Origin of the sequence: Glycomyces sp. NPDC046736, from assembly GCF_040645615.1 — a bacterium.
Classification (GTDB): Bacteria; Actinomycetota; Actinomycetes; order Mycobacteriales; family Micromonosporaceae; genus Glycomyces.
The window spans coordinates 139,754-152,542 of record NZ_JBEYYO010000008.1 but is presented as its reverse complement, the minus strand read 5'-3'; the positions used below and the strand labels follow the sequence as shown (position 1 = coordinate 152,542).

The window sequence follows — 12,789 nt, the reverse complement described above, 5'->3', positions numbered from 1 at the left end:
CGACAAGAACACCCGGCTCGTCCTCTCGCACGGCGCCGCGTCACGCCGTGCGCTCCCGAACGCCGCGATGCCCGGGACCGGCCGAGTACAGCGCGCCGATCCTCACGCGGCCCGACCGCTGCCGCAGGACTCGGGCCGTATCGCCGAAGCTGGCCCGGTCGCGGCCGTTCCGCTCCTCGGACTCGCGTCAGGCCGCCCGCCGCCCGCGTGCCCTGCGCTCGGTGTCTCCGCATGTGGGAGGCGTGTTGCCCCGCTTCCATTAATCCTACTGATTCAGTAGAGTTATCGGCGTTTCGTCGTCCACCGGAAGGCCGCCCATGACCGCACGCCATCGCGGCCTCCGCTGACATGGAACTGCTCCTCGGATTCGCCGCCGGGTTCGTCATTTCCGTCGTCACCGCCCCCGCCGGGGTCTCGGGGGCGGTGTTCCTGTTGCCGGTGCAGCTCAGCGTCTTCCACGTGCCCAACCCGGCGGTCACGCCGACCAACCTGCTGTACAACGTGGTCGCCGGGCCAGGCGCGCTCATGCGCTACGCGCGGTCCGGGGCGCTGCGGTCGCCGCTCGCCGGGGCGCTCATCCTCGGCGCGCTGCCCGGTGTGCTCGTCGGCTCGACCGCACGCGTCCACCTCCTCGCCGACCCCGACCTGTTCCGCCTCTGCGCCGCCGCCGTACTCGGGCCGCTCGGGGTCTGGCTGCTGCTCCCGCGCCGCGAATCCAGCCGGACCCGCCCCGCGCTCCGCCGCAGGCTGATCCTCGCGCTGGCCTTCGGCGCGGGCTGCGTCGGCGGTGTCTACGGGATCGGCGGCGGTTCACTGCTGAGCCCGATCCTCGTCGGCGCGGGCCTCTCGGTCGCCGCCGTCGCTCCGGCCGCGCTCCTGTCGACGTTCGTCACCTCGATCGCCGGCTGCCTCGCCTACGCCGTCCTGAGCCTCACCGCCCCCGGCGACGTCGCCCCCGAATGGGCCCTCGGCATCGCCTGCGGCGCAGGCGGACTCGTCGGCGGCTACCTCGGCGCCGCGATCCAACCCCGCCTCCCCGAACGCCTCCTCCGCCGCCTCCTGGGCACCCTCGCCATCGCGCTGGCCGTCCTCTACGCGATCCAGAGCCTCACCTGAACCGCAGGTCAGGCGTCGAGCAGGTCCTGGCCGTGCTCGATGACGCCGCGCATCTCCTCCTGCCACGCGAACATCGCGGTCTCGGCCGACTCGTAGTAGTCGCGGTTGACGTCCGTCCAGCTGGTCTCGGCCGCCTCGCGCAACCCGGAGTCGTCGGCGCATTCGGCGAAGTCGACGGCCATGGCGATCTCCAGGCCGCGCAGCGACTCGAAGTCGAAGGGCAGGTCCGAGGGAGGGTCGGGGAACGGGCCGCCGTCGCCGTCGGTGTAGTCTGCGCCGTCGTAGATCAGGCCCCAGTAGCCGTGGACGTTGAGCCCGCCGGACTCCTCGAAGTCCCAGGCGCCGTAGCCGCGATCGGCCACGCACGACAGGAATCGGTCCTCCTCGGCGGCGATCTGGCCGCGGAAGTCGGCGGTGAGGACCGTCTGGACCTGCTCGATCGCGGCCTCGACCGAGTAGAGGGGCGACACGTCGGCGAGCGGGACCGCGGGGCGGTACGCCCATTCGACGTAACCGTCGACGCTGTCGGCGGTGCCGCCCTCGGTCGAGACCAGATGCGGTTCCCCGTACAACTCCTCGATCATCTCCATGGTGCAGCCGCCCGGCGGCGGCTCCTCGGAGATGTCCTCGTCGATCACGATCTCGCCGTCGTCGTCCTCGGGCAGGTTCTCATCGGGCGCCTCGAATCCGAAGTGCTCTCCGTACAACCACATCGCCTGGGCGCGGCCCAGGAAGTCGACGTACCAGGAGTACTGCTCTTCGGGACTCAGGGCCATGAACTCGCTGTCGTCTGCTTCGTTCCAGGTGTCCTCGGACGCCTCGGGCCATGTGGCGTCCTCGTATTCGCTCCATGCATCTGGATCGGCCTGCTCGTCGTAGATCCAGACTCCGAAACCCCACTCGGCCGCGATGTCGGGCTCGGGCAGCGAGCGGGCGTGCGGGTTCGCCGGCGCGATCGCGGTGATCTCGGCGGGCTCCCAGGTCATGAGGTCGCGCGGCTGGTGGACGGTGTGGCCCCGGTCTTCGAGGCAGCGTTCGATGTAGCGGTATTCGAGCGCCACCACCTCCGCTTCGAGACGACGGCTCTCGTTGAGCATACGGAGGAGCTCGTCGCTCTCGCCGGAAGCGGTTTCACCGCCGTCAGTGCAGGCCGCCAAGGCGAGCGCGACCGTGCCGACGCAGGCGAATCTGCTCAACCGTCCCATAGTGTGCGTTCCTCCGCTGATCGAGTGCAGGCGTGATACAGACGCGATGCCTCGCACACGCGGTTGCATCAACGGACCGGCTCTCCCGGGCAGGCTCGCGCACGGCCCTCCTCGGACACCTCACTCCGGGCCGTGGTGATGGTGGTGGTGGAACAGCAACGGGTGCATCAGATGCGCGAGATCATGCTGACTCCGCGCCGCGCGCGGGAACTCCATGCGCACCCATCTCGACGGGCCGGTGTCGCCGAGGTCGACCACGAACCCGTACCGGTCCATCCGCGCCACCCGCGGCGCTTCGGCGCATTCGACACCCGCGTCGGCGAGCAGCCGCCGCAGCCGCCGGTCGAGCTGCTCGCCGTGATGGTCCGCCAGATCCTCCAGCAGCTCACGCTCGCACTCGTGCAGCGGATCGGGGTCGGCGCCGCTGTACTCGGCCAGGTCGATCAGCTCCGTGGTCCCCGTGCGCCGCAGCGAGACACCCCGCAACTCCATGCGGTGCAACGTGACGCCCTTGCCCACGTCGAACAGCTGCGACACCGGATTCGACTCGGCGAAGTCGAGCACCGCCTCCTCCGTCTCCGATTTCGGCACCTGCCGCAGCGACCCCGAGACGCGCACCCGCCCCAGGCTCGGCGCCCCCTTGATCGGCGGCAGGTCGTCCACCGTGAGCCACACATGAGGCGGCTCGCCGAGCGCACTCGCCCGCAGCCGCTTCGCGAGCTCGTTCCCCCGCGCCGACAGCAGCATCGGCCGCCCGACCCGGTCCGTGGCATGGCACAGCCGCGTCTGCGACGTCCCGTCCGTGAACCGCAAGGCCCCCTTCAAACGCCCCCGGACCAAGGTCCGAGCGATTTCCGCCGCTGTCGGTCGCAACGCGGCCTCCCCATTCGAATTAGGCTCGACTATGTGAAATTAGGCTATCCTAAAACACCCCGCCCGCACCATCCCCCACCGCCACGCGCGCCCGAACCATGAAATCCGATGTCATCGACAATCCCGACGCCGCCGGGAACACTGGGGCGCATGACTGCCGTGGGCCGGGCACTGGATCGCCGTGGCCGACGTGTGGCGTTTCGACGGCGACCGCATCGCCGAGCATGTGGAGGTCTTCCAGGAGATCCCCGAAGGCGCCCCCGAGCCGGTGCCCAATAGCCTCATGCTGTGACCAAGGCAGGGGAGCTGCTGCGCGAGTGGCGGCAGCGCAGGCGCATGAGCCAGCTCGACCTGGCCATCGCCGCCGACGTCTCGGCCAGGCACGTGAGCCTGGTCGAGACCGGCAAGTCCAGGCCCAGCGCCGAGATGGTGCTGCGCCTGGCCGAACGCCTGGACGTCCCGCTGCTCGAACGCAACCGCATCCTCCTGGCCGCGGGCCACGCACCGAAGTACCGCGAGCGCGCGTTCACCGCCCGCGACCTCGGCGCGGCCTACGAGGCGGTCACGGCCGTCATCCGCGCGCACGAGCCGTACCCGGCGCTCGTGATCGACGGCGGCTGGAACCTCGTGGCGCACAACCGCGCCCTCGACCCGTTCCTCACCGGCATCGCGCCGCGCCTGCTGGAACCGCCGGTCAACCTGGTGCGGCTCGCGCTCTCCCCGGACGGGCTCGCCCCGCGCCTGGTCAACCTCGACCAGGTCCGCGCCGTGCTGCGCGGCCGCCTTTCGCGGCAACTGGAGCGCACCGGCGACCCCGCGATCGCCGCGCTGTACGAGGAGTTCCTGGCCTGGGGCCCCGAAGGATCCGTCTCCGCCGAGGAGGAGATCGCCACCCCGATGATCGTCCGCCACGAAGGCGGCGACCTCAAGTTCTTCTCCACGATCACGACCTTCGGCACCCCGCAGGACATCACCCTGGAGGGCATCGCGATCGAGTCGTACTACCCGGCGGACGAGTCGACGGCCGCGATCTTGAGGGCTATTGTCGGTGGCCGATGAGAGTATGTCGGGCACACCTACGCATAAGGAGCGAGACATGGGCAAGGTACGAGTCGATCTCAACATCTCCCTCGACGGTTACGCCACCACCACCGACCAGACGCCTGAGGACCCGATAGGCCAGGACTGGAACCGGCTCACCGCAACGTATGTGGGGACCCGGACGTTCCGCGAACGCGTGCTCGGACAGACCGGTAAAGGCACCACCGGGCTTGACAACGACTACGCGGCGGAGTACTTCGAGAACGTCGGTGCGGAGGTCATGGGCGCGGGCATGTTCGGTCTGCACGACCACCCGAACGACCCGGACTGGCAGGGCTGGTGGGGCGACACCCCGCCCTTCGGCTTCCCGGTGTACGTGCTCACCCACGAGGACCGTCCGACTCTGAAGATGGAGGGCGGCACCACCTTCCACTTCGTGCAATCCTCCATTGAGGACGCGCTTGAACGCGCCAAGGAGGACGCCGGGGACCTTGACGTGCGTGTCGGCGGCGGTGTCAGCCTGGTGCGCTCGTATCTCGCCGCGGGCCTGGTCGACCGCCTCCACGTGGCCGTCGTCCCGATCCTGCTCGGCCGCGGCCAGAACCTGTGGGCCGACCTGCGCGAGTTCGAGCGCGGTTACAAGGTCACCACCGAGGCTGCGCCGAGCGGGGTGGTTCACGTGACGTTCGCCCGTTAGGCAAGAGTTCCGGCAGGGACAGCGCTGCCTGGCCGGTTCGGCCCGGGGTTCGGGCGGGCGGCGATTGCGGGGTGATCGGGTGTCGCCGTGGGGTGGTCGGGGCCCGGTCGGTTCGGGTTGAGGTTCGGGCGGGCGGCGACTGCGGGGTGCGTGGGTGCTGCGGCGGCGCGGTCGTGGCCGGGGCGGTTCGGGCCGAGGTTCGGGCGGGCGGTGAGGTTGCGGTCTTCCGTTTCGATGCGGCCGTGCGCGGGGCGTGCTGATGTGCCCCGAGTGCTTTGGAGCCTCGTGGCGGTGCCGGTGGTGTCGCTGTTCGCTGTGGCGTTCACGTGGTCGGTGTAGCCCGGTCGGTGTGCGTGTGAGGGCACGATCGTGGTCGCGGTGTGTGCCGCCGATACTGAAGACACGGTTGTAGTCGTCATGGCCGATACACCTCCTTCCGTCACTACTGACCGCCAGCGCCTTCCAGCGCCTGGCGACACTTCTGTACCTGTAGCCTGCGTAGCGGGCACGCGCCCAGTCTGTCCAATCTGGGGTGTCCCCACCAGGGAGCACTCGCTCCTGGTCGCTTGTGTCTGCACTCCTTTCTCGCGTCCTGCACGGTTCGGTGGCGGGCGTACGTATCGAGAGTCTTGCTACGGAACTATGCCTGCACTGGCCGGCGAGACCCACCAAGTCGTCTCGCTCTGTCGTCACATACCCGTAGGCATCGATGACGGTGGTACCAGCCCAGGGTCCAAGCGGAGACGGACGTTCCCCTTCCAATGGGGATACTGGTCTCAACATCAGTGGGCGGTACGAGCGGCCAGAGGCTGTCGTAGTCTGCTTTAAATTGAACACATCTCGTTCGCTTGCACTGAATCCGTAACCCTGTACGTACCCTCAATTATCCACCGCACCACCCGGGCCGTCATCACCCATAAGACTAGAGAATCCTCACGTTCAACCTCACATCCCAAGCGTCCCAACCACATTCGAACCAAACCCCCGCCAACCGACCCCGCCCGACCGCCCACCCCGCCGTCGCCGCCGCCTTTGACTTTGGCTCACAATGAACCCGCACCCGTCAAACCCTCAGAAGGACCAATGCGATTCGTAGACATCCAGGAAACCGAGTTCGGTTCCGCGCTGGACCCCACGCCGTACCTGGAATGGCTTGAACAGAGCGGCGACGAGCTTCCCGAAGGCGCTGCCGCATTCGCGAGGGACCCAGGGCATTACAAGTTCGGCGACCGCTGCATGAAGTCGCTGTACCTCGACTCCGTGGTGCTTGAGCCCGGTGACGGCGGTATCGGCGCCCGCGTGGTGTTCCGTGGGCCGGGCGAGGAAGGCACGCCGCGCTTGGTGATCCACTATGAAGGTGTCACCGAGTTCTCGGTGCTGCTCGACAGTGAAGCCGAGATCGGAGCTCTGTATCGAGGGCTGCGGTATGTGCTCCTTGACGAGATTCTCCCGGCGGGATCGCAATGCTCCCACGAGATTCGGTTCGTCTTGGGCACTATCCGGATCGCCTGTCTCGACCTCGACGCGGAGTGGTGCGCGGCATGATCGGCCCACCGAGACGGGCCGAGCGCACGACCGCGCTCAAGTCACCGTTACCTCGAATGTCGCAGTGTGCGAATCGAACTCGGAGACTCGCACCTGCATCGTCAGCTGCCAAGCGCCGGTGAGCGGCAGGTCCAGGATGCTGTGGAACTGGCCGGTGCCGAACTCGTGCATCTGCGCCTCGACCGGACCGAAGTCCCGCTCAGGCAGCGACGCGGTCACCACCGGCTCTTCCAGCGGCTCCAGCGCGACCCCTTCGGCGTCTGTCAGCGTGATCGCGAACGTGTGTTCGCCGACCCCGCCCACCGTCCCCTGTAGCACCGCCTCGCCGTCGCCGAGCGGCACCGTCAGCGTGACCGGTGTCGTCACCGGCTCGCTCAGCTCGGGCGCTGCCGGTGGCGGCGGTTTCGGCTCTGCTCCCGGCGGCAGGTGCACCAGGAATCCGGTGAACGCCACGATCACCGTGAGCACCACGGCCTCGACCCGTACCACGCGCCGCAACCGCGTCAGCCCCGTCCGCGCATCGGCTCTACGGATCAGCGGCACCAGCCGGTACCGGTTCCATCCGGCCAGCGCCAGCGCGCACGTGACCAGCCCGAGCTTGACCAGCAGCACCTTCCCGTGCTCGGATTCGAACAGGCTCGTCCAGCTCCGGTGCACCGCCCAAGCCATCGCGAGGCCGCTCGCGCCCAGGAAGAGCACGCTGTACCCGGCCCAGACGGAGAACCGCGCGACCACGGTCGCCGCGTCCCTCGGCCTGCCTCGGCCACGGTGCAGTAGCACCAGGAGCACGCTGATCCCGACCAGGCCGCCGACCCAGATCGCGGCGGTCGCCAGATGGACCGTGTCGGCGGCGAGCATGAGCCAGCGCGGGTCCGTGCCCCGCGAGTGCCCGAGGAACACCGGGGCCACCACGGCCGCCGCTGCCCCGAGCACCGCCACCGACCCGACCCGTTGGACCGCACCGACATAGGCCACCCCGATGCCGACCGCGGTGACCACGAGCTGCGGGATCGCCCCGTTCGGCACGGTTCCCGTCCACGCCTCGAAATCCAATATGGATCCAACCGACCGCCCGGCTAGTTCCAATGCCCCCAATGGGATCGACAGGGCCGCGGCCAAGATCGCGACCAGGCCGCTGACGCGCAGCAGCCGGTGCCTGGGCCGCGCGGGCGCCAAGTCGCGTGCGATCGCGTTGCGGAACAACGCGTAACCGGCGAAGGCGAGCAGCCCGAAGTAGTACGCCACGGTCGCTGCCTGCACCTCCCACGGCCGCTCGGTCTCGGCCGGAGCGGTGTCGCTCGGCGGCGGGGGAGCGGCCCCGGTGCCCACGGTGAACGCCAGCACGCCGGAGATCGGGTGCGCGTCGGCCGAGATCACCCGCCAATTGACGTAGTACGCCCCATCGGCGAGGTCGGGCAGGTCGATCACGACGTCGAGATCGCTGGAGGTCGCGGCGAGGACCTGCTCGCCGCCGTCGCCGTCGATGAGGCGCGTCCCCTCGGGGACCGGCTGCACCTGCTCGTTGAAGCTGAGGATCATTTCCTCAGGCGCGGTGTCGAGCACCGCCTGGCTCTCAGGCGTGGTCGAGACGAGTGCGGCGTGCGCGTTCGCGGGCGCGGCGGGCGCGAGCGCGAAGACGAGGGCCGCCAGGGCGAGCAGGACCGCCCGCCCCGGCGTGCGGGAGCGGGCGGCGTTCACGCCTGCCGCCGCCCTCGCACGAGCGCGAAGGCCGCGAGCGCGGTCCCCACGACGGCCACGCCGAGGGCCAGGTACGCGATGAAGCCACTTCCGTCCTCTTCGGACGATTCGACGACCGCGGCCGGTTCGGCGGCCGCGTCCTCCGCGTCCGCCGCGACGGTGATCGAGGGTGCCGGGGACTCGATCTCGTCGGGGTTCTGGCCTTCGGCAGGGATCTCGATCCAGGGATGGTCGCTGCCGGTGCAGGTCTGGACCACCGGGAAGTACAGCGTCTGCCCCGCGGTCTCTTCCGGGAGGCGCAGCGACAGCTCGAAGGCGTCCCGGATGCCGTCGGGCAGCGGGGTCTTCGCGGTGTAGACGACCTGGTCGACGCGTTCGGTGATCTCGTTGCCGTGGCTGTCGGCGATCGGTTCGGGCAGGTCGACCATGACCTTCTCGACGTCCCAGCCCGGGTTGGCGCTGGGGGTCACGGCGTTGAGCGGTTCGGGGATCTGGATGGCGATCGCAGTGGTCGCTTCGCCCTCGCAGCCGTGCGGCACGGAGACGGTGAGCAGGGTGTACGCGCCCGCGACGGTGTCTGTCGCGGAGATGGTGACGTGCGCGGCGGCCGGGGTCGCGGTCACCAGGACGGCCAGCGCCGCGGTGGCGCCGACGACGGCGGTGCGGGTGAGGAGGGATTGCATCGTGGGTACTGCTTTCTGTTGCCGGGGAAGGCGACACCGGTGATGCCGCCCGGATGTCGCATAATAAGCAGATATGCATGTGTCGATTTTATGGGCAAACGGGACCCCGGCGGTGAGTCCGTCCAGAAGATGAAACGGTCAGATCGGCGCGTTGGCCCGCTTGCGCGCCGCGAGCATCGCGATCGCGACCATGCCCGGGGTGATCACGATGAGCGGCAGGAACATCCACGCCACCACCCCGGCCACGCCGAGCCCCACGACGAGGTACACCGTCCCGACCGGATCGGCCCAGGTCAGGGTCGCGCCTTCACCGAAGAGCTCCCGCCAGTCCGAGTCCGGCTCCCACAGCGACGCGGCCCGCACCGCGACCAGCACGACCACCGCGCCGAGCAGCCCGCTGACCACCGCCAGCGCAGTGCCGCCCGGGACGAGGCCCTGCACGCCGAGCGCCACGTTGATCCCCAACAGGCCCACCACGATCGCGGTCGCGACCCCTGCGACCCAGCCGCCGCGCAGCGCCTTCCAAGAGGCGCCGAACAGCTCGGCGAGCCCGTCGCCGTGGTCGGTGTGGTGCCGGTCGAGGTGCCTCGCCCCGGCCGCGAGCGCCGGAAGGGCGCTCACCAGCGGCAGCGCCAGCGCGGTGACCACGAGGCCGACCACGATCATCTCGCCGAACAGGCCCACGGACCCGCCGCCGAAGCGGAGGAGGCGCTCGGCCCCGGCGGTCTCGCGCCGCTCCTCCGCTTCGGCTTCCCTTGCGTGCGAGGTCATCCCTTGAGCCCCTGGGTCGCCACGCCGCCGACGAGCTGTCGCTGGAACGCGAAGAAGAACAGCAGGACCGGCAGCAGCGCGAGGATCGCCATGGCCATCTGCGCGCCGTAGTCGCTGGTCGAGGTCTGGTCCACGTACAGCCGCAGCGCCAGCGGCATGGTGTACATGCCCGGTTCCTTCAGATACAGCAGCGGTCCGAAGAAGTCGTTCCACGACCAGATGAACGCGAAGATCGCGCTCGTGACCAGCGCCGGTTTCATCAGCGGCAGGATGATCGAGAAGAAGATCCGCGGGTGCCCGGCCCCGTCGATGACCGCGGCCTCGTCCAGTTCGCGCGGCAGGCCGCGGATGAACTGGATCATCAAGAACACGAAGAACGCGTCCGTGGCCAGGAACTTGCCCAGCAGCAGCGGCCAGTAGGTGTTGATCATGCCCAGCTCGTTGAACACGATGTACTGCGGGATGATCACCACGTGGAAGGGCAGGAGCATCGTGGCGATCATGCACACGAAGAACACGCTCCGCCCGCGGAACCTGACGCGCGCGAACGCGTAGGCCGCGAACGAGCACGACAGCAGGATCCCGACGACCGAGCCGACGGCCAGGATCAGCGAGTTCGCCACGAACGTCCAGAAGGGAACCCCGCCGATGCCCTGGAGGGCCTTGGCGTAGTTCTGGAAGCCCCCGTCGGTCGGCACGAGGCTGACCGATCCGATGATCTCGTTGCTGGGTTTGAAGGAGCTCATGAGCATCCACACCGCGGGGTAGAGGATGACCACGAGCACCGCGAGCGAGAAGGCGTGGAACAGGATCGAGCCGCCGGTGCGGCGGCCGCGGGCCCGCCGCCTGAGCCTGGCGGACTGCTCGGCGCGCGGCGCGGCCTGCGTGAGGTTCATCGTTCGTCTCCCGAGTAGTGCACCCACGATTTCGAGCTGCGGAACAACAGGAGGCTGATCAGCCCGACCACGATCACCAGCACCCAGGCCATCGCCGAGGCGTACCCCATCTGGAAGTCGCGGAAGCCGCGGAAGTACAGGTACAGCGTGTAGAACAGGGTCGACTGGGCGGGGCCGCCCGAGCCGTTGGAGATGATGAACGCGGAGTTGAAGATCTGGAACGCGTGGATCGTCTCCAGCAGCAGGTTGAAGAACAGCACCGGCGAGAGCAGCGGCAGCGTCACGTTCCAGAACCGGCGCACCGGTCCGGCGCCGTCCACTTCGGCCGCCTCGTACAGCTCCGTGGGGACCTGTTTGAGCCCGGCCAGGAAGATCACCATCGGGGCGCCGAACTGCCACACGGTGAGCAGGATCAGCATCGGCAGCGTGCGTCCGGGGTCGCCGACCCAGCCGCCGTCGGAAGCCGGTGTCCCGCCGAAGACCTCGCCGATCTGGGCCACGATGCCGTCGTCGATGAACATCGCCTTCCACACGATCGCGATGGAGACGCTGCCGCCGATGAGCGAGGGCATGTAGTACGCCGAGCGGTAGAACCCCTGGCCGCGGCGGGAGTTGTGCAGCAGCATCGCCACCGCCAGCGCCGCGGCCAGTTTGATCGGGGTCCCGAAGACCACGTACAGGGCGGTGACCTTGGCGGCCTGGTGGAAGTTCGTGTCCGACAGCAGCCGCGTGTAGTTCTCGATCCCGACGAAGGTCGGGGGCGTGAACAGGTTGTAGTCGGTGAACGAGAGGTACAGCGACGCGATCATGGGTCCGGCGGTGAGGCCGAAGAACCCCAGGAGCCAGGGGGACAGGAACGCGTACCCGGCGCCGTCGGCGCGGGATCGCCTGCGGCGCCGCGCTGGGGCGCCGGGGTCGCGGAGGGTCGTCATCCGAGCAGCATGTCCATCTCGGAGAACAGCTCGTCGGCGAACTGCTCGGTGGTGATGTCGCCGTAGAGCAGTTGCTCGTGGAGGTCGCCCCACTTGGCCTCGATGGAGCCGTACCCGGACGGCAGGAGCGGGTAGGGCTCGGTGATCTCGTCGGCGATCGAGTCGAGGTAGGTGAAGTCGATGAGGTCCGAGGAGGACTGCTCGACGGCCGCGCGGCCCTCTTCGGTCGGGGGAGCGCCGAGCGAGGCGCCGAAGATGGCCTTGACCTCGGGGGAGTTGGCGAGGAAGTCGACCAGCACTGCGGCGGCGTCCGGTTCGTCGGAGTTGGCCGCGACGCTCAGCAGCATGCTCGGGTGGTCGGCGAGGACGTGCTGGCCGTTCTCGGTGGGGGCCTGGACCATGCCGATGTTCTCGGTGCCGATGTCGCTCATCGCCTGGGCCACGGTGGTGGAGAAGTTGAACCACAGGGCGGCCTCGCCGCCGAGGAAGCCGCCGAGCGGGTCGAGGGCGACCGAGCGCTCGACGGGGTAGAAGTCGCCTGCGTCGCGCAGGTCGGCCACGGAGTCGAGGTAGTCGGTGACGTCGCCCTTGTCGAACGCGGCCCCGCCCTCGTCGGTGAACACCGGCTCGCCGTGCTGCATGCGGTCGTAGATGAATCCGGGGAGCCCGCCGGTGTAGTCGGCGGCGCCGTAGATCTTCGGGTCGTGCGTGGCCCCGGCCGCGTTGACCTGGAGGACGTACGCTTCGAGGTCGTCGAGGGTCATGTCATCGGTGGGGTAGGGGACGCCGAGCTCGTCGAGCAGGTCCTTGTTGTACATCATGGACCAGGCGTTGTAGCCCATCGGGACGCCCACGAGCTGCTCGTTCACCGTCCCGGATTCAAGGAGCGTGTCGGCGTAGCCGCTGGTGTCCAGCAGCCCGCCCTCGTACGCGCCGAGGTCGAGGAAGAGCCCCTTGTCGGCGTATTCGCCGAGGTAGCCGGCGTCCATCATGAGGACGTCGGGGAGCGCTTGGCCTGCGGCCTCGGTGTTGCGCGAGGTCCAGTAGTCACCCCAGGCGTTGAAGTTGCGCACCACCTCGACGTTCGGGTACTCCTCGTTGAAGAGGTCGAGCGCCTGGTTGAACCATTCGGCGCGTTCGTCGTTCCCCCACCAGGTGAAGGTGATCTCCGCCTTGGTGTCGCTGGGGAAGACGGTGGCGGCCTCGTGCGGGGTGCCGCTGCCCGAGCACGCGGTGAGGCCGAGCGCCGCCGCGGCGCCAAGGGCTGCAACCGCTTTCATTTTTCTCATGGATCCTCCTCGATACCTGGCCGGTGGGGCCCGTCCAGGGGTA

The 12,789-nt window shown here is 68.9% G+C and carries 12 protein-coding genes; 4 read left to right on the top strand and 8 right to left on the bottom strand.

Annotated features, from left to right (window positions below):
- The first annotated feature begins 348 nt into the window (after positions 1-348).
- On the top strand, positions 349-1,116 hold the full coding sequence (locus AB0B28_RS10620) for a sulfite exporter TauE/SafE family protein (protein ID WP_360119428.1): 768 nt from the start codon (positions 349-351) through the stop codon (positions 1,114-1,116).
- Positions 1,117-1,124: 8 nt separating this feature from the next.
- Here the strand turns inward: AB0B28_RS10620 and AB0B28_RS10615 are convergent, their stop codons facing one another.
- Complete coding sequence (locus tag AB0B28_RS10615) at positions 1,125-2,312, bottom strand: hypothetical protein (RefSeq protein ID WP_360119426.1); 1,188 nt, start codon at positions 2,310-2,312, stop codon at positions 1,125-1,127.
- Positions 2,313-2,441: 129 nt separating this feature from the next.
- Positions 2,442-3,134, bottom strand: a complete 693-nt coding sequence (locus AB0B28_RS10610) for a DUF2470 domain-containing protein (RefSeq protein WP_360119424.1) — start codon at positions 3,132-3,134, stop codon at positions 2,442-2,444.
- Between the two features lie 348 nt (positions 3,135-3,482).
- Between AB0B28_RS10610 and AB0B28_RS10605 the strand changes: the two genes are divergently transcribed.
- The 3 genes from AB0B28_RS10605 to AB0B28_RS10595 all read left to right on the top strand — a co-directional run bounded on the left by AB0B28_RS10605 (position 3,483) and on the right by AB0B28_RS10595 (position 6,477).
- Entirely contained in the window at positions 3,483-4,253 is a 771-nt protein-coding gene (locus AB0B28_RS10605; RefSeq protein WP_360119422.1) for a helix-turn-helix transcriptional regulator, read from the top strand.
- A 37-nt stretch (positions 4,254-4,290) separates the two neighbouring features.
- On the top strand, positions 4,291-4,932 hold the full coding sequence (locus AB0B28_RS10600) for a dihydrofolate reductase family protein (protein ID WP_360119420.1): 642 nt from the start codon (positions 4,291-4,293) through the stop codon (positions 4,930-4,932).
- Between the two features lie 1,083 nt (positions 4,933-6,015).
- The gene (locus AB0B28_RS10595; protein ID WP_360119418.1) at positions 6,016-6,477 is read left to right on the top strand and encodes a hypothetical protein; all 462 of its coding nucleotides are present in this window, start codon (positions 6,016-6,018) and stop codon (positions 6,475-6,477) included.
- 36 nt (positions 6,478-6,513) lie between these two features.
- On the opposite strand, the gene AB0B28_RS10590 is transcribed toward AB0B28_RS10595, so the two are convergent.
- From AB0B28_RS10590 to AB0B28_RS10565, 6 genes are all read right to left on the bottom strand, one after another.
- A complete protein-coding gene (locus tag AB0B28_RS10590; protein ID WP_360119416.1) occupies positions 6,514-8,175 on the bottom strand; it encodes a copper resistance protein CopC in 1,662 nt (553 codons plus the stop codon).
- Positions 8,172-8,858, bottom strand: a complete 687-nt coding sequence (locus tag AB0B28_RS10585; protein ID WP_360119414.1) for a YcnI family protein — start codon at positions 8,856-8,858, stop codon at positions 8,172-8,174. The genes AB0B28_RS10590 and AB0B28_RS10585 overlap by 4 nt, the downstream gene beginning before the upstream one ends.
- A 138-nt stretch (positions 8,859-8,996) precedes the next feature.
- Positions 8,997-9,629, bottom strand: a complete 633-nt coding sequence (locus AB0B28_RS10580; protein ID WP_360119412.1) for a hypothetical protein — start codon at positions 9,627-9,629, stop codon at positions 8,997-8,999.
- On the bottom strand, positions 9,626-10,525 hold the full coding sequence (locus AB0B28_RS10575; protein ID WP_360119410.1) for a carbohydrate ABC transporter permease: 900 nt from the start codon (positions 10,523-10,525) through the stop codon (positions 9,626-9,628). The genes AB0B28_RS10580 and AB0B28_RS10575 overlap by 4 nt, the downstream gene beginning before the upstream one ends.
- Positions 10,522-11,457: a sugar ABC transporter permease gene (locus tag AB0B28_RS10570; protein ID WP_360119408.1), complete on the bottom strand. Its 936-nt coding sequence runs from the start codon at positions 11,455-11,457 to the stop codon at positions 10,522-10,524. Before AB0B28_RS10570 ends, AB0B28_RS10575 begins: the two co-directional genes overlap by 4 nt.
- Positions 11,454-12,746 carry an extracellular solute-binding protein gene (locus tag AB0B28_RS10565; protein WP_360119406.1) on the bottom strand — a complete coding sequence of 431 codons (1,293 nt, stop codon included), beginning with the start codon at positions 12,744-12,746 and terminating at the stop codon, positions 11,454-11,456. Before AB0B28_RS10565 ends, AB0B28_RS10570 begins: the two co-directional genes overlap by 4 nt.
- Positions 12,747-12,789: the final 43 nt, after the last annotated feature.

Bases quoted from the DNA above. Each gene is read 5' to 3' on its own strand.
- AB0B28_RS10595 (WP_360119418.1), top strand. From the start codon at position 6,016: ATGCGATTCGTAGACATCCAGGAAACCGAGTTCGGTTCCGCGCTGGAC.
- AB0B28_RS10570 (WP_360119408.1), bottom strand. From the start codon at position 11,457: ATGACGACCCTCCGCGACCCCGGCGCCCCAGCGCGGCGCCGCAGGCGA.
- AB0B28_RS10600 (WP_360119420.1), top strand. From the start codon at position 4,291: ATGGGCAAGGTACGAGTCGATCTCAACATCTCCCTCGACGGTTACGCC.
- AB0B28_RS10565 (WP_360119406.1), bottom strand. From the start codon at position 12,746: ATGAGAAAAATGAAAGCGGTTGCAGCCCTTGGCGCCGCGGCGGCGCTC.
- AB0B28_RS10620 (WP_360119428.1), top strand. From the start codon at position 349: ATGGAACTGCTCCTCGGATTCGCCGCCGGGTTCGTCATTTCCGTCGTC.
- AB0B28_RS10575 (WP_360119410.1), bottom strand. From the start codon at position 10,525: ATGAACCTCACGCAGGCCGCGCCGCGCGCCGAGCAGTCCGCCAGGCTC.
- AB0B28_RS10585 (WP_360119414.1), bottom strand. From the start codon at position 8,858: ATGCAATCCCTCCTCACCCGCACCGCCGTCGTCGGCGCCACCGCGGCG.
- AB0B28_RS10580 (WP_360119412.1), bottom strand. From the start codon at position 9,629: ATGACCTCGCACGCAAGGGAAGCCGAAGCGGAGGAGCGGCGCGAGACC.